General features: G+C 55.6%; 21 protein-coding genes and 3 tRNA genes. 6 read left to right on the forward strand and 18 right to left on the reverse strand.

Annotated features, from left to right (window positions below; all coding sequences use genetic code 11):
- Nucleotides 1-54: 54 nt before the first annotated feature.
- Nucleotides 55-774, forward strand: a complete 720-nt coding sequence (locus AAAH10_RS02060; RefSeq protein ID WP_343560055.1) for a tellurite resistance TerB family protein — start codon at nucleotides 55-57, stop codon at nucleotides 772-774.
- A gap of 269 nt (nucleotides 775-1,043) precedes the next feature.
- Here the strand turns inward: AAAH10_RS02060 and AAAH10_RS02065 are convergent, their stop codons facing one another.
- The 13 genes from AAAH10_RS02065 to AAAH10_RS02125 all read right to left on the reverse strand — a co-directional run bounded on the left by AAAH10_RS02065 (nucleotide 1,044) and on the right by AAAH10_RS02125 (nucleotide 10,938).
- Nucleotides 1,044-2,231, reverse strand: a complete 1,188-nt coding sequence (locus tag AAAH10_RS02065) for an MFS transporter (protein ID WP_343560057.1) — start codon at nucleotides 2,229-2,231, stop codon at nucleotides 1,044-1,046.
- Nucleotides 2,232-2,459: 228 nt separating this feature from the next.
- Nucleotides 2,460-2,535 (reverse strand) — tRNA-Phe (locus tag AAAH10_RS02070).
- A 149-nt stretch (nucleotides 2,536-2,684) separates the two neighbouring features.
- Nucleotides 2,685-2,918, reverse strand: a complete 234-nt coding sequence (locus AAAH10_RS02075; RefSeq protein ID WP_343560059.1) for a DNA gyrase inhibitor YacG — start codon at nucleotides 2,916-2,918, stop codon at nucleotides 2,685-2,687.
- Nucleotides 2,919-2,935: 17 nt separating this feature from the next.
- Nucleotides 2,936-4,105, reverse strand: a complete 1,170-nt coding sequence (locus AAAH10_RS02080; RefSeq protein WP_343560061.1) for a ribonuclease E/G — start codon at nucleotides 4,103-4,105, stop codon at nucleotides 2,936-2,938.
- 16 nt (nucleotides 4,106-4,121) lie between these two features.
- The gene (locus AAAH10_RS02085; protein ID WP_343560062.1) at nucleotides 4,122-4,715 is read right to left on the reverse strand and encodes a Maf family protein; all 594 of its coding nucleotides are present in this window, start codon (nucleotides 4,713-4,715) and stop codon (nucleotides 4,122-4,124) included.
- Nucleotides 4,716-4,783: 68 nt separating this feature from the next.
- Nucleotides 4,784-5,218, reverse strand: a complete 435-nt coding sequence (locus AAAH10_RS02090) for an arsenate-mycothiol transferase ArsC (RefSeq protein ID WP_343560064.1) — start codon at nucleotides 5,216-5,218, stop codon at nucleotides 4,784-4,786.
- 5 nt (nucleotides 5,219-5,223) lie between these two features.
- The gene (locus tag AAAH10_RS02095) at nucleotides 5,224-5,754 is read right to left on the reverse strand and encodes a UPF0262 family protein (RefSeq protein WP_343560066.1); all 531 of its coding nucleotides are present in this window, start codon (nucleotides 5,752-5,754) and stop codon (nucleotides 5,224-5,226) included.
- Nucleotides 5,755-5,895: 141 nt separating this feature from the next.
- A complete protein-coding gene (gene hisD, locus AAAH10_RS02100) occupies nucleotides 5,896-7,203 on the reverse strand; it encodes a histidinol dehydrogenase (RefSeq protein WP_343560068.1) in 1,308 nt (435 codons plus the stop codon).
- A gap of 18 nt (nucleotides 7,204-7,221) precedes the next feature.
- On the reverse strand, nucleotides 7,222-7,893 hold the full coding sequence (hisG, locus tag AAAH10_RS02105; RefSeq protein WP_343560070.1) for an ATP phosphoribosyltransferase: 672 nt from the start codon (nucleotides 7,891-7,893) through the stop codon (nucleotides 7,222-7,224).
- Nucleotides 7,894-8,024: 131 nt separating this feature from the next.
- Nucleotides 8,025-8,588 carry a DUF2948 family protein gene (locus tag AAAH10_RS02110; RefSeq protein ID WP_343560072.1) on the reverse strand — a complete coding sequence of 188 codons (564 nt, stop codon included), beginning with the start codon at nucleotides 8,586-8,588 and terminating at the stop codon, nucleotides 8,025-8,027.
- A gap of 4 nt (nucleotides 8,589-8,592) precedes the next feature.
- A complete protein-coding gene (murA, locus tag AAAH10_RS02115) occupies nucleotides 8,593-9,888 on the reverse strand; it encodes a UDP-N-acetylglucosamine 1-carboxyvinyltransferase (RefSeq protein ID WP_343560075.1) in 1,296 nt (431 codons plus the stop codon).
- 265 nt (nucleotides 9,889-10,153) lie between these two features.
- Nucleotides 10,154-10,708: a dCTP deaminase gene (gene dcd / locus AAAH10_RS02120; RefSeq protein WP_343560077.1), complete on the reverse strand. Its 555-nt coding sequence runs from the start codon at nucleotides 10,706-10,708 to the stop codon at nucleotides 10,154-10,156.
- 68 nt (nucleotides 10,709-10,776) lie between these two features.
- Nucleotides 10,777-10,938 (reverse strand): hypothetical protein, encoded by a 162-nt coding sequence (locus tag AAAH10_RS02125; protein WP_343560079.1) that lies wholly within the window; start codon nucleotides 10,936-10,938, stop codon nucleotides 10,777-10,779.
- Between the two features lie 144 nt (nucleotides 10,939-11,082).
- Between AAAH10_RS02125 and AAAH10_RS02130 the strand changes: the two genes are divergently transcribed.
- From AAAH10_RS02130 to AAAH10_RS02145, 4 genes are all read left to right on the forward strand, one after another.
- A tRNA-Thr gene (locus AAAH10_RS02130) sits at nucleotides 11,083-11,157 on the forward strand.
- Between the two features lie 81 nt (nucleotides 11,158-11,238).
- Nucleotides 11,239-11,313: transfer RNA gene (locus AAAH10_RS02135), tRNA-Thr, on the forward strand.
- 317 nt (nucleotides 11,314-11,630) lie between these two features.
- Nucleotides 11,631-12,173, forward strand: a complete 543-nt coding sequence (sigZ, locus tag AAAH10_RS02140) for an RNA polymerase sigma factor SigZ (protein ID WP_343560081.1) — start codon at nucleotides 11,631-11,633, stop codon at nucleotides 12,171-12,173.
- 76 nt (nucleotides 12,174-12,249) lie between these two features.
- Nucleotides 12,250-12,927 (forward strand): glutathione S-transferase family protein, encoded by a 678-nt coding sequence (locus AAAH10_RS02145; RefSeq protein ID WP_343560082.1) that lies wholly within the window; start codon nucleotides 12,250-12,252, stop codon nucleotides 12,925-12,927.
- A 58-nt stretch (nucleotides 12,928-12,985) separates the two neighbouring features.
- On the opposite strand, the gene AAAH10_RS02150 is transcribed toward AAAH10_RS02145, so the two are convergent.
- The 3 genes from AAAH10_RS02150 to AAAH10_RS02160 form a co-directional block, all read right to left on the reverse strand.
- Nucleotides 12,986-13,351 carry a helix-turn-helix domain-containing protein gene (locus AAAH10_RS02150; protein ID WP_343560083.1) on the reverse strand — a complete coding sequence of 122 codons (366 nt, stop codon included), beginning with the start codon at nucleotides 13,349-13,351 and terminating at the stop codon, nucleotides 12,986-12,988.
- 107 nt (nucleotides 13,352-13,458) lie between these two features.
- A complete protein-coding gene (locus AAAH10_RS02155; protein WP_343560084.1) occupies nucleotides 13,459-14,349 on the reverse strand; it encodes a hypothetical protein in 891 nt (296 codons plus the stop codon).
- Between the two features lie 318 nt (nucleotides 14,350-14,667).
- Nucleotides 14,668-14,955 (reverse strand): hypothetical protein, encoded by a 288-nt coding sequence (locus AAAH10_RS02160; protein ID WP_343560085.1) that lies wholly within the window; start codon nucleotides 14,953-14,955, stop codon nucleotides 14,668-14,670.
- A gap of 149 nt (nucleotides 14,956-15,104) precedes the next feature.
- Between AAAH10_RS02160 and AAAH10_RS02165 the strand changes: the two genes are divergently transcribed.
- Nucleotides 15,105-15,620 carry a hypothetical protein gene (locus AAAH10_RS02165; protein WP_343560087.1) on the forward strand — a complete coding sequence of 172 codons (516 nt, stop codon included), beginning with the start codon at nucleotides 15,105-15,107 and terminating at the stop codon, nucleotides 15,618-15,620.
- 26 nt (nucleotides 15,621-15,646) lie between these two features.
- On the opposite strand, the gene AAAH10_RS02170 is transcribed toward AAAH10_RS02165, so the two are convergent.
- Together AAAH10_RS02170 and AAAH10_RS02175 are read right to left on the reverse strand one after the other, a co-directional pair.
- Entirely contained in the window at nucleotides 15,647-16,822 is a 1,176-nt protein-coding gene (locus AAAH10_RS02170) for an acetyl-CoA acetyltransferase (protein ID WP_343560089.1), read from the reverse strand.
- 108 nt (nucleotides 16,823-16,930) lie between these two features.
- A complete protein-coding gene (locus AAAH10_RS02175; protein ID WP_343560091.1) occupies nucleotides 16,931-18,289 on the reverse strand; it encodes a dihydroorotase in 1,359 nt (452 codons plus the stop codon).
- Nucleotides 18,290-18,466: the final 177 nt, after the last annotated feature.

An 18,466-nucleotide genomic window follows, 5' to 3' on the forward strand; every position in this document is an offset into this window, starting at 1 on the left:
ACCTCAAGTTCTGGGGCTTCACGAGCCGACAACACGATTGAAGGAACTTTTGCCATGGATGTGAACGCGATACTGAACAGTTTGATGGGGTCTGCAGGCGGCGGCATTGACAAGGTCACCAAAGAGGTCAAATCCGGTGGCTTTGGATCCGGCATGGTCGGCGGAGCCGCGGCTGGAGGTCTCGCAGCGCTGTTGCTGAGCAACAAGAAAGCCCGCAAGATGGGCAAGAAGGCCTTCACCTATGGCGGCATGGCGGCAATCGGTGGTCTGGCCTACAAGGCCTGGAACGATCACAACGCCAAAAAACAGACCAGTCCGCAAGCAGCACCTGCATCTGCTGCATCGGCCAGCCCCTCTGCCACGATTGCCATGCCTCCCTCAGGCAGCATCTTTGATCTGGCCCAGCCACAGGCCGATCCGGCCCTTCCCGACATGCGCCTTGTGCTTGTGCGCGCCATGATCAGCGCTGCGAAGGCAGACGGTCACATTGACGGTGATGAACGCGGACGTATTGAAAGCCAGATCACCACACTGCAAATCGGTCAGGAAGAACAGCATTTCCTTGTCGATCAGCTCAATGCCCCAAGCGATCCGATCGCCATAGCCCGCCTCTCCACAGGCCCCGAGCAGGCCGCAGAAATCTATGCAGCATCACTGCTGGCTGTAGACCTTGATACCGATGAGGAACGTCGCTATCTGGATCGCCTCGCGGATGCCCTGCACCTGCCGGATGACCTGCGCACCCGACTGGAAACGGAAACTGCAGGCTGGTAATCGCGAACGGCAGAGTGTCTGAAGCCCTCTGGCCCTCTGGCCATCCGGGATGAACGAGCCGGACAGGGTTCATCCCCCGTCCACAGACTCCGGGGCACAAACTCCGGCGCACAGCCTCAAGGCATCATTCAAAACCCCGGACACAGAGCCCCCCAAACCGGCAAAAGGAAAACCGGCAGGCGTCGCATTCTCCCGGCAGAAGCTGTCGACGTCTCTCTCTTCCTTGCCCAGAGCAAATCGGGCAAAAACTGCAAAACAGCCCTCCAAGCCTATTCCTGCAATTCGACGTCGGGTCTTGAAGCTTTGCCGGCGGGCACGACCAACTGGATCAAAAAACAGAGGCCCATCCCGGAAATCGAGAAAATCAGCACCGCCTGAATGCCATAGGCCTCCCAGACATAACCGAGCAATGCAAGTCCTGCGGCCAGACAGATCGCGTGCAGAAGATAGAAGGCTCCGAAAGCCGCTCCCTTCTCGCGGGCATCCTTGCTGATCTTCGCCCGGATAGCGTTCAGAAGGACAACATCACTGATACCGAACAGCAGGAAAGCCAAAACCAATGTGTAAGCAGATGAGTCCAGCAAGGCGATCAGGGCCAGTAACCCGAACCCGTAACCAGTGTTCAACAGAAGGGTACTGTCGTATTTGTCCACCAGCTTTCCAACCCGGTAACTCAGCAAAAGCTGAACAGCACGCATGAGAATCAACACCATCAGGATCGAAGTCATTTTGAAATCGCGCTCATTCGCCAGAACGACGTAAAAGGCTTCACTGAACATGAAGAGTGACATGCCACAGTAAACGATGACCGGTTTGCGAAGTTCGCGATCAAGATGAAACCGGACGGAAGGCTTCTTTTTGAGAGGGGACGATCTGTCACGAACAAAGACGGCCAAAATCAAAACGGCAAGAATTCCGGGAATGAGAGCCGCCAGAAAAACGCCGCGAAAGACACTTTCCGAAGTCCCCAGAGCAAACAGGACAATCAGCAGAACAAAAAGACCACAGAACTCACCTGCAACATCAAAGGTTTTGTGAAGACCAAAACTCTTTCCCTCACTCCCCTTCTTTCCCGACAACCCGATGAGCCTGTCTTTCGGCGCAGCGCGCAAGGCCTTGCCCAGCCGTTCTGCTGAGCGGACAAGCGCAACGCCCTGCCACCCGCCAACAAAGGCCAGCAGGGGCTTTGTCAGGGCCGACAGACCGTATCCCGTGATCAGCAAGGGCTTGCTGCTGTCGAACCGGTCACTCAGAGCACCACAGACAAAGCGCAGACCGTAGGAAATCATCGAGGTAATCGCCAAAATCAGGCCGACCTTGTCCACACCTTCCTGCAACACAATCACGAGGAAGAGCGGCACAACGGGATTGATCATCGCACTGGCCAGATCGGTGAAAAAGCTGACCAGACCAAGGTACAGCACATTTTGGGAGGAACCTTCAGGCGAATGCTGCATTTTCAATCCACAAACATGAATAAATATAAATGTTTAAGTCAGAGATAATACAATCCGGTCCTGTCGGCAAAGGGAATAGCAAAAGCAGCCTTCCGGACTTCGGGCTGACCAACAACACAGTCCCGAAACAAAGCGCCTGACGTCCTCTCGGCACCCTGCCATTTCCCGGTGTCAGGACACAAAAAAAGCCGACACCATCCGGTATCGACTGGAACCATTCGGAAGGAATGGTGCCCGGGGGCGGATTTGAACCACCGACACGCGGATTTTCAATCCGCTGCTCTACCAACTGAGCTACCCGGGCCTGTCATTTTTCGCGGTGCAGTCTGTGTTGCCGCGTTGCGATGAGAGGCTTATAGAAAATCGTTCCGGTCCTGTCCAGCCCTTTCACAACAAAAATGCAAAAAAGTTTTCAGGGCTAAAAATCAAGGACTTGCCAGAGGATCATCCGCCCTATTGCAGGGTAGAATCCCCTTCCCCGTCCAGGGCGGCAATAACCTCTTCCAGCTCTTCCGGATCCGCTTCATGCAAAGGCTTTGGAATCCTGTAACTTTCGCTCAGCCAGCGATTCAGATCCACATCCGCACAACGGCTCGAACAGAAGGGTTTGTATTTCGCCTGAACAGGCTTTCCGCACAGCGTGCAGCCCGGCACCGCGGAGTCATTCTTTTTGGCGTCTGCGTTCATTTCAATCCTTCCACAGTCTACAGCGTCAATCTCAGGCCTGTACGGACTTGCAGAGCCTCCCCCAGAGGCGAGTCCAGAATGGCCTTCTTTTTTTCCTCCGGCAAAGCCTGCCATGCCGGGAGGCCTTCGCGCAAGACAGCACGACAGGACCGGTAGTTCAGCGATTCTCCCGACAGTCTGGCGCCCATGCCATCGAGTCCGGCCGGAACAGCCATAAGGTCCCGCAACGCATGTCCCTTGCGGTGACGGGTCAGTTCCAGAAGCCCGGAAAGGTGCAAGGGCAAGAGCTTGACAGAAACGGGATCACAAAGTGCCCAGCGTTTAAGACTGGAAAAGAGTTCACCGATTTCCGCCTTGCCTTTCAAGACCGGGAGATCCACAACAACACGCCCGCCAATATTGCGCAGGCGCAACTGGCGCATCAATTCCCCGACGGCTTCAAGCGAGAGCCTGAGCGCTGCCTTCTTTGCAGAACCTCCCGCAGCCAGTCCCTGCGCGGCGTTCACATCAACGGCACAAAGAGTCCGCGTCTGCTCAATCAGCAGGGAGCCACCGGATGGCAAGGGAACCTCCGGCATCAGCAAGGCATCCAGCTCCTCTTCAATCCTCGCGCGCTCGAACAGTGCTGTCTCCTGCGGACAGTGCTCCGGAACAAGTGTTCCCAGCCCTCCGGGCAGCCCCCTGAAACGCGCAAGCTGATCCGACTGCGTGAAATAAAAAGGCAACCCGGTTTTACGATAGGGCTCCAGCCAGTGCTCCAGAGGATCAGGGCGGGAGATCAGACCTGCCTTTCCATTTTCCCTGATCCGACTCTGAACACTTTCCCGTTCTGCATTGGACAGGCGAGCTGTCAGACGAGGCCCCTTGTTTTCAAAAGCCTCTCTTTGAACCCGGCAGGCCAGCCACTGACCTTCTGCCACTGTTCCGTTCTGGCTGAGGTCCTTTTCCTCGACCTGATTCAAAGGCAGGAGACCATCCGGAACACCCCTGCCAAGATCGACAAAGGCTGCATCCAGCTCCGCCTGCACCTTGCGAACACGCCCGGCAAAGAGTGCGCCATTGAGGACAGGACGGGAGGAACGCTCCAGACAATAATCCTCCAGCCGTCCGTTCTTCATCAGGGCCAGGCGAAGTTCGCCGGGCCAGCTGTCCAGATAGAGACCGTCTCCGTAATCACGCTGCGTCATCTTTCCAGCCCCCTTCTCAGAAGCCATTGCCCTTCAAAAGCGCCAGGATTTCCGGCAGGGACAGACCAACCACATTGCTGTAGGAACCATTGATTGCCGGGATGAAGCCAACGGCATTGCCCTGAATGGCATAGCCCCCGGCCTTGCCTTCCCAGTCGCGGCTGTCGATATAGGCGTCGATCTCGATTTTTTCGAGGCGCTTGAAGCGCACAACAGTCTGCACCAGTCGTTCACAGATACGACCATCCGGCAAGACAAGCGCATGCCCGCCCATAACGCGATGACGACGGCCGGACAACATTTCCAGACAGTGACGCGCTGTCCTTTCGTCCTCGGCCTTGGGCAGAATGCGACGCCCGAGCGCCACAACAGTATCCGCCGCCAGCACAAAGGAACCCGGATGTCGCGCAGCCACAGCTTCAGCCTTTTCCCGCGCCATGCGCTTCGCATAGGGGATTGGCTGCTCGAGCCTGCCCGGCGTTTCGTCAATATCAGCAGGATCGATGACATCGGCTGCAATCCCCACCTGTCCCAGCAGCTCCTTGCGGCGCGGAGAAGCAGAGGCCAGCACGAAAGGTACTGAGGAATGACGGGTAAAAGTCATGGTCATGAAAAGGGTCCTTCGCATTCAGACCTTCTCTTTAACAGCAGGAACGCGCTTGCGAAAGCCGCAAAACCCTATTTGTCAAAAAGCATAAAGCGTTCACGCAGCTTCAAATGCAGGGAGTCCCGCACCTGCCTGAAGGCCGCAAGCCGTGTCTCGCGGCTTCCCTCCACATAGGTCGGATCAAAAGTCATCCAGAATTCCAGTTCGCAGGCCATGGTCCGCGTCATCTCGACAGCCGAGTGCTGGGCTTCCGGAGAAAGGGAAATGATCAGATCGAAATAGCTGTCATCAAGTTCTTCAAAGGTTTTGGCCTCGTGAGCCGACATATCGATCCCGATTTCTGCCATAACCTCAATCATGAAGCCGTCCGGATCACCTGCGCGCACCCCGACAGATTCAACATAGACGCGGTTGTCCGTCAGCTGACGCAACAGGGCAGCCGCCATCGGAGAGCGGACAGAGTTAAAGCTGCAGGCAAAAAGTATGGCCTCGGGCATGAAGAGCATGGAGATCAGGTCCTCACATGCAGGGCGCAAATCAGGGTAAAGAGACGCCGGGCCGTATCGAAATCCATCTCCAGCTTGCCTTGCAGGCGCTGCTTGAGAATATCAGCCCCGTCATTGTGCAAACCGCGCCGTCCCATATCAATGGCCTCGATCATCGAGGGTGAAGCCGTCTTGATCGCCTCGTAATAGCTGTCACAGACCTCGAAATATTCCCGCATGACCCGGCGAAGGGGAGACAGGGAAAAGATATGCTCGCACAAGGGGGCTCCATCCTCGCGCTGGACATTGAAGCGCAGGCGGCGTTCGATCAGTGACAGGGTCAGCAAATAGGGCCCATGATCCGATCCGACAGGCAGGAAGGAATTTTCCTCCAGAAGATCATAGGTCGCAATGGCCCGTTCCTTTTCGATATCAGGATTACGCCGCCCCACTGTTGTTTCATCCAGAACAACGTGCGCCAGATAATGATGGCGATCAGGCGGAATGACGATGTCATCCTGTCCATGAGGCTTGGTTTCGTCTTTTTCTTCTGACATCTCGGCAGCTTGAGGTTCCTGGCAACAGAAAGTCCGGATCGGTAACAACAGAATACAAAAAGGGCTGCCACAATCAATCCCGGAGGATCACTATGGCAGCCCTTTGGATTTCAGAAAAGGCCTTGCTGAAAAATCAGCACCTTAATCTTCGGCATCCAGACTGTCGAGACGCAGGGACACAGACAGGGCGTGCGCCGTCAGGCTTTCAGCCTTTGCCAGTGTTACAGCCGCCGGACCGATGGCCCGCAAACCCTGTTCGGAACAGGACATCATGGAAGACCGCTTCATGAAATCAAGCACGGACAGGCCGGAAGAGAAACGCGCTGATCGCGCTGTCGGAAGAACGTGGTTGGGACCGGCAACATAATCACCAATGGCTTCCGCCGTATGACGCCCCAGGAAAATGGCCCCGGCGTTGCGGATCTTTCCGGCCAGTTCATCCGGATCGTCAACAGCCAGCTCAAGGTGCTCCGGTGCCAGACGATCTGTCAGACGCGCCGCCTCGTCCATGTCCTCGACAAGGATAACCGCTCCGTTGTCTTTCCAGGACTGCCCTGCAATCTCGCTGCGCGAAAGGCTCTGCAAATGCACCTGGACAGCCCGCTCAACCTCTTCGGCAAAGGCTGCATCATCCGTGATCAGAATGGACTGCGCAGAGGCATCATGCTCGGCCTGGGCCAGAAGATCGGCAGCCACCCAGCGCGGATCGTTCTTGCCATCAGCCACCACCAGCACCTCGGACGGCCCCGCAATCATGTCGATACCAACCGTTCCGAAAACCTGGCGCTTGGCAGCAGCAACATAGGCATTACCCGGGCCAACAATCACATCGACAGGTGCAATGGTCTCTGTCCCGTAGGCCAGTGCCGCCACAGCCTGCGCGCCACCAACACGGTAAATCTCGGTCACACCTGCTTCACGCGCTGCAGCCAGAACCAGCGGGTTCAAAATCCCGTCGGGAGCAGGCACAACCATCACAATGCGATCCACCCCTGCCACTCTGGCGGGAAGTGCGTTCATGAGAACAGAGGACGGGTAGTTCGCCAGCCCGCCCGGCACATAGATGCCCGCGGCCTGGACAGCTGTCCAGCGGTGCCCCAGACGCACACCAACCTCGTCCGTGTAGGACAAATCTTCGGGTTTCTGACGCGCATGGAAGGCCGCAATACGCTCTGCCGCAAGGCGCAGGGCTGCAAGGTCTTCTTCCCTGCACTCGGCAACAGCACGGTCAATCTCCTCTGCCGTAATCCGCAGGGTTTGAGGCGTCAGATCGATGCGATCGAACTTCTTGCTGAGTTCGATCAGGGCTGCATCACCCTGTTCCCGAACCTGCGTGAGGATCGCTTCAACGGCTTCGTTTACGTCAACGGAACTCTCGCGCTTGGCATTCATGAGCCGGCCAAAATCCTGCTCGAAGCCCTGATCGCGGGTAGAAAGCTGCATGGTCATAACGGTCGCATCCTCCCCCTAGGCGTTTTTCTTGGCATCAACAGCCGACTGGAAGCGGGCAATCCATTCATTGATCACTTCAGGCTGGGTTTTCTGGGTTGCACGGTTGACGATAAAGCGCGAGGAAATCTCGGCAATGTTTTCGATCTCGACCAGATCATTGGCCTTCAGGGTTGCACCGGAAGACACCAGATCAACAATGCGACGGCACAGCCCCAGATTGGGGGCCAGTTCCATCGCACCGTTCAGCTTGATGCATTCGGCCTGAACTCCCCGCGCCTCGAAATGGGTCTGCGTGATATGCGGATACTTTGTCGCCACACGGATATGGCTCCACTGACTCGGGTCATCCTTCTCGGCCAGCTTGCGCGGGGCGGCAACCGCAATGCGGCAATGCCCGATATCCAGATCGACCGGGGCATAGATTTCCGGGTAGTCGAACTCCATGATCACATCGCTGCCAGCCACGCCGAAATGTGCTGCGCCAAAGGCAACAAAGGTCGCAACATCAAAGCTGCGCACACGGATGATTTCCACATCCGCATGGTTTGTTGCAAAGCGAAGCTGACGACACTTGTCATCAAAGAAAGCATCTTCCGGGATCAGATCAGCCGCCTTCATCAAGGGCAGAAGCTCCTTGAGAATGCGACCTTTGGGAACGGCAAGAATCAGAGGATCGCTGTTGGGCATAACATCAAGTCTTTGTTCGAGGTGGCATTCCTCCCGCGCCTGCAGGAGGGTTTCATGAAAGGCTTGTAGGACAGTTCAGGGAAAATGAACAGTCTTGCGCGCCAAAAAAACGGGAAAAAACGCTCTGTGCTTCAGGATGAAGCAGGGTCCTGTTCGGCCTCGCCAGAGCCCTTCACATCATGTCGTGGCTGATTGAGGGAGGGCCAGGGCTCGGAAATATCGTCCAGATGGCAATGAATGCCCGAGGTTTTAAGGCGCACGGCACCGCCACCGGAAAAATGCAGAACAACAGTGCTCTTGCTGTCAGGATCACTCGCAATGGTCAGAAGATTGAGGATCTGATCCTTGTCGGACAGGTCAATATCCTTCGCCTGCACCCCGACAACCCGGTCAAAACAGATCCCCGTGTTCACGCGATAGAAATTCGGCAGATCCTCAACATCGGTAAAGCTGGCGTCCTCTCCGCCCTGATCGGGCGCAGTGGATGCACGCTCGCGGATTTCAGCAGGCAGTTTTTCCCAGCAGAAACGATTGACCACCATCACAAAACGGCGTTCGGTCGGCAGCCAGGCAACATCACGCAACGGCACAAGGGCATCCTGAAGCAGACTTGCCATGGAACGCAGATCCTCGTGATCGCCCACCCGGATTTTCAAACCTTTGACTTCGCCGTTCATGCTCTGCTGATCGTTCACAGGATTATTCTCCGTTCTGCTGAACCCTTATAATTTCCGCACCGCACGCTGCAAGTTTCTCTTCGACGCGTTCATAACCGCGGTCCAGATGATAGACACGATTTAACACGGTCTCGCCTTTTGCCACAAGCCCGGCAAGGATCAGGCTGAAGCTCGCGCGCAGATCGGTTGCCATGACTTCGGCCCCCATCAGCTCCGGCTGGCCACGCACCAGGGCAGAGGAACCGTGCACCGTAATGTTTGCGCCCATGCGGCAAAGCTCGGGAACGTGCATGAAACGGTTTTCAAAGATTGTTTCCGTGATCATGGACGCGCCCTGGGCCGTCGTCATCAGTGCCATGGTCTGGGCTTGCAGGTCGGTCGGATAACCCGGGAAGGGCTCTGTCATGATATCGACACCCTCGATAATCCCGTTGGCCCGGCTGGCCCGCAGGCCGCCCTCGATCTCCTCGATACGCAGACCACAGGGTGCAAGCTGGTCGATCATCGCCCGCAGGTGATCCGCCCGCGCGCCCATCAGTTCAAGCGTACCCCCCGTTGCAGCGGCAGCCATTGCATAGGTTCCCGCCTCGATACGATCCGCAACGACCGTGTGAGTGTGACCGTGAAGCCTGTCGACACCCTCGATGGTGATAACGTCCTGCCCGGCGCCCTCGATCTGCGCGCCCATACCGATCAGACACTCTGCAAGATCGACGACCTCGGGTTCGCGCGCAGCATTGGCCAGCGTCGTTTTGCCCTTCGCAAGGCAGGCCGCCATCATCAGATTTTCCGTCGCTCCGACAGAGACCTTCGGGAAAAGCACATGGCCACCGACAAGTCCCCCGGGAGCACGCGCGTGGACATAGCCTTCCTTCAACTCGATTTCCGCACCAAGCGCCTGAAGGCCCTGCAGGTGAAGATCCACAGGACGCGTTCCAATCGCGCAGCCGCCCGGCAGGGAAACCTCGGCATGGCCTTCGCGGGCAAGCAGTGGTCCCAGCACAAGAACGGATGCACGCATCTTGCGCACCAGATCATAGGGGGCACGTGTCGAGGTAATGGTTCCCGCCTTCATCTCCATCACACGTCCACTGCAGGCTTCAGCAGAATCATGTCCGTTCAGGTGCAGATCGACCCCGTGCTGAACCAGAAGGTTGGCCAGGGTTGTAATATCCGCCAGATGGGGAAGATTGCGCAGGGTCAGTGTTTCGTCCGTCAGGAGGCTCGCTGTCATCAGGGGCAGCGCAGCATTCTTGGCACCGCTGATGTGAATTTTACCGTTCAGCGGATTGCCACCGCGAATTCGAATTTGATCCATAATAGTTTCCCGAAAAAGCAAGATCACTGCGCTGGGACAGAACGAAGGCCCAAAATAGTCGTTCTTTTTTTAACAGGCAGCGGCCTTAGTGCAAGGAGAGAATTCGGCCACCAAACAGGCCGATCCCCTGCAGTCTCTCCGCAAAATGCGTTCGAAGCAGGTCCGGACTTTGGCAAAAGGGACCCATTTTCTGCAAGGTTTGCCCACAAAGGAAAACAGGCCTCCCGATCAGGTAAGGCCTGTTTTTGATTACATGTGGAACAGTCTAGAGACGCGGCAGGGTAACACCGCGCTGTCCCATGTACTTTCCGGAGCGATCCGCATAGGAAACATCGCAGGGCTGATCGCCTTTCAGGAAGAGGAATTGACAGACACCTTCATTGGCATAGATCTTGGCTGGCAACGGGGTTGTGTTGGAGAACTCAAGCGTTACATGTCCCTCCCACTCCGGCTCCAGCGGAGTGACGTTCACAATGATACCGCAGCGGGCATAGGTGGATTTGCCGAGGCAGATCACCAGCACATCCCGCGGGATACGGAAATATTCAACCGTGCGCGCCAGGGCAAAGGAGTTCGGTGGGATAATACAGACGTCCCCCTTGTGTTCAACAAAGCTGCGATCATCGAAATTCTTCGGATCCACAATGGCATTGTGAACATTGGTGAAGATCTTGAACTCGTCGGCAACCCGGGCATCATAGCCATAGGAGCTTACACCGTAGGAAATCACCCCTTCGCGACGCTGCCCCTCGACATAGGGTTCAATCATCTGATGATTTTCAGCCTGCTTACGAATCCATTTGTCCGAAAGAATAGACATACTTCCGTTTCTCCGCTTTCCCTAATAGTCCACCAGCCCTGTGGCCAGCCGTCCCCCCTTGCGGGACCTTATTCCTTATCCATCCGCTCGCGCATCTGGGATTTTCTTCGTTTCAGATTGGCGCGCAAGGCCTGCGCCTGTCGCTCCATTCGCTCCTCCTGGCTGCTTTTGCCATTCGGTCCCTTTTTTTCACCCGGTTTCTGAAGGGGAGCGCGTTCTTTTTCACTCACAGCCCGTATCTCCTGCATCCGGTAAATTCATCTGTGACTTTTATGCCTGATGCCCGGCCTCACCAAAAGGTTTTTTCTTGTCTTTTTTGCATTTTGATCTTGCAATGAAACCATCAACGGGGCATATACGGCCCCGTCAGATGTGCCGCGGTAGCTCAGTGGTAGAGCACGTCATTGGTAATGACGGGGTCGACAGTTCAATTCTGTCTCGCGGCACCATTTTCCCCGACGCTTCATTCCGGGGAAGCGGCTCTCCAAGATTGACACAGAACGCATGTCCTCAAAGAGCCAGTCCGACGCGCCGCGGTAGCTCAGTGGTAGAGCACGTCATTGGTAATGACGGGGTCGACAGTTCAATTCTGTCTCGCGGCACCATCTTCCTGACAGTCTTTCACCTTGAAACAGATCAGCCCCGAAAAGCTTTCTTCTCGTCATTCGAGCCCAATGGAAACGCGACACAGGCTCCGCGCATCAAATCCGGACCCGGAACGTCGCATACCGTTGCCATTCCCGGGAACTGCGCGCACTGCCATCAGCCATTCTGCTCCTGTTCCCGGATCCGACATGCCCTGGCAACAATCACCGTTCTGACCTGCACAACAGTTGACGCTGCCATAACGCTGCCTCTTTATTGTCCGCTCCATTACGGGGTATCCTTCCCCTGTTCCCTCTCAAAACACCGGATTTCTTTCATGCAGCTGGAAAACCTCTGGAAAGACCATCAGAACAGCATCAGGGGATTCCTGCATGCCAGGATATCCAATCCTTCCGACGTTGAGGACCTGCTGCAGGAAATCCTGATCAAGGCTTACAAAAATCTGGACAGCCTGTCTGACTCCGACAAGGTCAAACCCTGGCTGTTCAGAATAGCCAGCAACACCGTCATTGATTTTTACAGACGCAGGAAAGCGGTTCATGAACCACTGAATCCGGATCAGCTTCAGATTTCCGAAGAGGTTTTGACACAGGCAGAGCTGAGCCATTGCATCACGCCCTTTATCAGGGCACTGCCCCGCGAGAACGCGGAACTGCTGCTTGCCACTGATATAGAGGGCCAGAGCCAGAAAGAGTTCGCAGAACGCAGGGGCATCCCCTACAGCACCCTGAAATCCCGCCTCGGGAAAAGCCGCCGTATGCTGCGCAAGCTCTACGAAGACTGTTGCCAGTTTTCCCTTGATCGCTTTGGCCAGGTCATCGATTACCAGCCCAAAGATCCTCAGCGCTACAAGTGCTGAAACTTTTTTTCGTCTTTTTTGGCACCTCCACGTCTTAGGGGATGAACCCGTTGGAACAGACTGGAGACCAAACAAGATGTTCAAAGTAATCAGTTTTAAAATCTGTCCTTTTGTACAAAGGATTACCGCACTTCTCGAAGCCAAGGAAATACCCTATGAGGTCGAATTCATCAGCCTTCGTGACAAACCGCAGTGGTTTCTGGAGCTCTCTCCAACCGGGCAGGTTCCCGTCCTGATCACACCAGACGGCCATGCCCTTTTTGAATCAGATGCCATTGCCGAGTATCTCGACGAGGTCACACCACCTCTCGAACAAAACATCACACCGGAACAACGTGCCCTTGATCGCGCCTGGAACTATCAGGCCACCAAGCATTACCTGACACAGTGCTCCGCGCAGCGCAGTCCTGATCCGGAAACCCTCGGCGAACGGTCTGCCAAACTGGAAAAAGCCTTTCAAAAGGCTGAAGCGGCCCTAACCGACGGCCCCTTTTTCAAAGGCAAACAGCTCAGCAACATTGACCTCGCCTGGCTGCCGCTTCTGCACCGCGCAGCTGTTATTCAGAAGCACAGCAGATACAACTTTCTTGCAGGCTATCCCAAAGTGAAGGCATGGCAGGAAGCCCTCCTCGAAACCGGCCTGGCAGAGGCGTCTGTCGCTCCGGACTTTGAAGAGGCCTTTACGGACTTCTATCTGTCCGCAGAAACCTATCTCGGACAAAAGCCCGTCAAACACAAACAATCCTGTTGCTGAAAAACAAAAGCGCACTCCAATCGGGTGCGCTTTTGACTTGCTGTCATTTTTTTCGCAATCAGTGCGCCGTATCACCACCCTTGGTTCCGATCTTGCGGGTGTCCATTTCAAAGAGCTTGCCGCCACGCATGACCACACGCCCTTCCGGAGCCGGGGCATCCAGCTTCTGACGCCAGTTGGCAACAGTCTGGGGAGAAGCCCCGACCTGGCGGGCAATCTCCCGGTCCGACCATTTGGCGCGTTCCGGATCCATCAGAAAGCTGGTGATGGCGATCCGCTTTTCCGCGTTGCTGAGCGACGGTTTCCCCTCATCCTCTGCGCGGTTCAAACGCTCCTCCAGCGCATCAATACGGTCCCGCAGGGCAGAAATCTCGGCATCGCGCGCCTGAAGCATTTCCTTTGCCCACCCTGTCCACTTCTCCATGTCGGAAGCGGATCTGGACAAGGTTTCCTGTAGTTGATGCAACCCTCGAACAAAGCCTTCGTGATCAGCGGCGTTCCGGGGCTTTTTTGCTCCATCTCCCGCCATGATCAGTTGTCTCTCCGCCCACCTTTTGACCGGTCAACCGACAGAGCTTCATCCTCAAAACCGAAGAGATCTGCATTCCAGAATTCACCCTGTCTGCCCTCTTCCTTCTTTCCGGCCTTGAGTGCCGGATGCCCAAGCTGCCCCTCCGAAACAAGGGCTCCGGTCTCAGGATCACGCAAGGGAGCAAAAGGCAGGTTCACAGCCTGTTCGCCAACGAAACACACAGGCTTTACGCGCTTCCCCTCTGCCTCCACAGGTCGTTCAAAACTTTCATAGGCCTGCAAGGCATCCAGATGATTTCTGTTCCCGGGCTTTCGTTGCGTCAGCAATTCAGACAGTCTCGCCTTGAGCTTTTCCAGCTCCTGCTGCAACTGCCAGACCTGACGATTGGCCTGCTGCGCAATCCTTTTCCAGGATCGAAGCTCCTGCTCCTTGCGTTCCAGCGCCCAGTTCCGTCCCTGCAGGTCAGCCTGATACTGCTGAATGGAAGACTGGCGGTCTCTGGAGACAGAAGCCTGCAGCTCCAGTGCCTTCTTCAGGCCTTCGGACTCACGCTGTAACGCAAGACTGCCCTCGAGCAGGGCTTCGTATTCCCGCTGTCTCTGCTCGACGGTTTCATTCAGAGCGGAAATGACCATTTCCTGTCTGGCGTGCTGGAGCCTCAGGCTATCCAGATCCCCCTCAAGGCCCGCCAGCCTTTGCTGGCATCTGTTTTCTGACTCAAGCAAAAGATCGGAAAGCGTCACACCCTCTGTTGCCAGAAGACTGCGCAGCTTCGTCAGGGCCGCCAGGGACTCTCCCTCCACACTTGAGTCCACCAGTGCCAAAATCTTTTTCAAACGCGTTCGCTGCTTGGCGCTCACAATCAGAGCGCCTTCATTTACCCCACCCATTCTGTCCCCTTTTTCAACGCGTCTTTTCCCGCCTTTTGCGGTTTCTGTTTCTCTGTCCTGCATCGCGAGCCACCACCGTTGTGTGATCTCATGTCTGCCTAATTATTTAGATAAAGTACATTTTCTTTAATTTTCTATCAACTACAAAAATAGATAGTTAAAAAATCCCCACCCACTTTCGGATAACAGAAGACAACGACTCCTGCTCAAAGCACGGTTTTCCCCGCGGTTTCCCGCAGAATTCCAACAAAAAAGCGACTGTCCATTTTGGACAGTCGCCTTGTCGAAAAAACCTTGTGTCGCCAGAAATTATCGGCTTTAGCCATCCGCTTCCTGCAAAGGTCGGGAAGCTTTTGCAGGTTCCTCAATCAGAATGGGGGTCCGGTCCTGCGGGCGTTCCGGCACCTCATAACACTCCCTGACAGCAAGGCTTCGATAGCAATACAGCGTCTTGTCATGGCCTGCCGCCTTGACCTGATGTACAGGTTCATCGCTCTGTTTCTGATAGGAACTGCAGGCAGAAAACAGCAAAACAGACAGGACAAGACCCGCTCCCCGGAAAACGCGAGTTCCCTGCAATCTGACTGTAGAGAAATCCTTAACCATCTCTGCCCTATCCTTTTTTCATGATCAGTCACATCTTTCCTAGCCGGAATTCTGTAGCAAGGATCGTGCTAAAGCTATCTGATCATAGCGTGCGTTGATCATCATGAGCAAAACACAATCGCGTTTTGCTCCTTTGCGGAGGACGCATTATGGCATCTGTCAGCAAGACCGGCTCCGGGCATGAAGAGGACCTGTTCGACGAACGGGGTATTCCCTATGACGAGCCCAGCAAACTCGACGACCTCACTCACAGGGAAGTCCTGACGCTCTATCAGGAATCAGGTCAAAACCTCCTTTTTGCCAAACAGCAACAGTGGCACACCCTCGGGGCCTTCACCATCATCAGTGCTCTTATCTATGGGCTCACACGGCTCAATGTTGATGATGACAAGTTTGTCGACTTCCTCTTTTTCGGCTCCATGCTCTTTGCGATCTTCGCCGTCACCCTGTTGATTTTCCTCCAGTTCTGGCAAATCAACGAGAAGAAGAAGATGCAGGCCATGGTCCAGGATTTCTCTCCCCGGACCCAGTGGTTCAGGAAACAGAAGTCCAGAACAGAATCAGATGTGCACCGCTATATCATTCTCTTCATGTTTATGGCTTACGTCGCCTTTGTGGAAATCGCACTGCTCAGAAGCCTGTGGAACATTCCCGAACTGTCCTAGCCGATACGCCTTTCTTCTGCCTCCGCTCAGAGAGCCTCCAGAACAGAAACGCAATTGGCAACTGCGGCTCCTCCCATATTGAAGACACCGGCAAAACGGGGCCGGGGCAATTGGTGACAAACAGCCTCTCCTGACAGTTGGCGTGCCGCCATGATGTGCATGGAAACCCCCGTTGCGCCAACCGGATGTCCCTTGGCCTTGAGTCCACCGGACAGATTGACAGGCAGCTTGCCGTCCCTGAAAACCCAGCCTTCCTCTATCGCCCTGGCTCCCTGTCCTTCGGGAGCCAGCCCCATGGCTTCATATTCCATCAGCTCTGCAATGGTAAAACAGTCATGTGTTTCGACCAGCGACAGGTCACCGAGCTGAAGCTCTGCCTCTGACAGCGCCTTTTTCCAGGCACGGCTCGCCCCTTCGAACCGGACGACATCCCGTCGGGACATGGGAAGAAAATCGTTCACCTGAACAGCAGAACGAAATCCGACAGCCCGTTTTTTCCCCTTCGCCAGATCACGCCGCATCAGAACCAGGGCTGCAGCTCCGTCAGAAACAGGTGAACAGTCTGTCCGCTTCAGGGGACCCGCCAGCAAGGGATTGGAATTGCCTGTCCTGAGACAGAACTCATAGTCCAGTTCCTTGCGAAAATGCGCCAGTGGATTATCAACCCCATTGGCATGGTTCTTTACGGCAATTTTTGCCAGCGCTTCTGTCTGGTCCCCAAAACGCGCAAAGTAGGCCTCGGCAATCTGACCAAAGACACCCGCAAAACCACCGGGAATATGTCCTTCTTCGCGAACATAAGCAGCTTTCAGAAGTGTAGAGGCAATGCCATCGCGATCAAGGCCCGTCATCTTTTCGACACCGGCAACCAGCACGACGTCAGCCTTGCCCGCCTCGATGGCCATCAATCCCTGGTAGAGAGCCGCTGTTCCGGTGGCACAGGCATTTTCAACCCGTGTTGCAGGTTTGAAGCGCAGCTCCGGCTGCTGCTGAAAAACCAGCGAGGCCGGAAAGCCCTGTTCCGAAAAGCCTTCGTTGAACTGTCCGACAAAGATCTGGTCAATCTGATCCGGCGGGACATCGGCCTCAAAGAGGGCTTCTTCGATTGCAAGCCCCAGAAGCTCCTCGACATCCAGCTCCTCGTGCTTGCCGAAGGCTGTGTGCCCCCAGCCCACAATCGCTCCACGCCAGTTCTGCGCCATATCCTTGCCTCCTTCAGACAGGTTGATCAACCACACTGAGATGAGTTCAGGCTTTAAATATGGCGCGGAAACGCAGCTCTTTCAATGCTTGCCTGCCCGCCGGGCAGCTCAGTCTTCCCGACCGGTCGGAACAATCGTGTCCTCGAAACGGACAGGCTGACCAATCGGATCACCAACAAGTTCACCATCGCGCATGACAATGTTGCCGCGAATGATCGTGCTGACGGGCCATCCCTTGACCTCAACACCCTCGAACGGTGACCAGCCACACTTGGACGCCAGCCAGTCCTTGCTGATCACTTCCCTGCGCTCCAGATCAACAACGGTGAAATCAGCATCGTATCCGCAGACAATACGTCCCTTGGACGCAATGTTGTAGATGCGCGCCGGCCCATGTGCCGTCAGATCGACAAAACGCTCCAGCGTCAGGTTGCCCTTGTTGACGTGATCGAGCATGACAGGAACCAGCGTCTGCACACCCGGCATTCCGGACGGGGACTGCGGGTAAGGCTTGCCTTTTTCCTCGAGTGTATGGGGGGCATGATCGGACCCGAGCACATCAATGATACCACGACGGACACCCTCCCAGAGACCAAGGCGATGCTCTTCGGAGCGAACGGGCGGGTTCATCTGCGCCAGCGTTCCAAGACGCTCGTAGCAATCGGGCGCAGAAAGGGTCAGATGCTGGGGTGTTGTCTCACAGGTGATCAGTTCCTTGTTGGCCTCCAGAATGGGCAACTCATCCCTGGTCGAGATGTGAAGCACGTGGACCCGGCGTCCTGTCTCGCGTGCCAGGGCACAAATCCGTGTCGTGGCCAGAACCGCGGCCTCGGCATCGCGCCATTCCGGATGCATTTTAGGGTGTGCACCATCGCGGACCATCTCGAACCGCTCCCTGAGGCGCTGTTCATCCTCGGCATGAACCGGGCTGCGACGCGTTCCGTTTGTCAGCACTGCGCGCAGGGCTTCGGGCTGTTCGACAAGCAGACTGCCTGTGGAAGACCCCATAAAGATCTTGATCCCCGCGCAACCCGGCAGGCGCTCCAGCTCCGCCAGGTCATCCATGTTTTCATCAGATGCACCGATAAAGAAGGCGTGGTCCGTCCAGGCACGGTTTTCACAGCGGGACAGCTTGTCGTTCAGGTCTTCCTCAAAAAGGGTATTGGGCTGCGTGTTCGGCATTTCGAAGATACCGGTCACACCGCCAAGCGCAGCGGCTGCCGTTCCACAGGCCAGATCTTCCTTGTGCTCGAGACCCGGCTCACGGAAGTGAACCTGCGAATCAATAACCCCCGGCAGAATATGCAGCCCCCCGGCATCGAAGGTTTCCGCTGCTTCTGCAGAAGAAAGATCGCCAATCTCCGCGATCTTGCCCTTGATCACACCGATATCCACCCGCTCCTGTCCGGCGGGCGTTACAACAGTTCCACCCAGAAGAACAAGATCGAAAACCTGAGAATTTGACATCGGAGCACTCCCTTGTAGCAGGCGATTCCGCCCGGCAGCCTAAACAATTTAACCAACTGCATGAGTCATACATCAGCCGGAGGAAACAGAAAACCTCTATCCTGTGCAAAGATAAACATGGCTCTTGCAGGTTCAAGGCAGTATAGAAAGGAAAGCCTTCGGATTTTCTGTGAAACA

The sequence above is a fragment of the Carbonatibacter coralli genome (assembly GCF_039592655.1).
GTDB classification, from domain to species: Bacteria; Pseudomonadota; Alphaproteobacteria; order Kiloniellales; family Kiloniellaceae; genus Carbonatibacter; species Carbonatibacter coralli.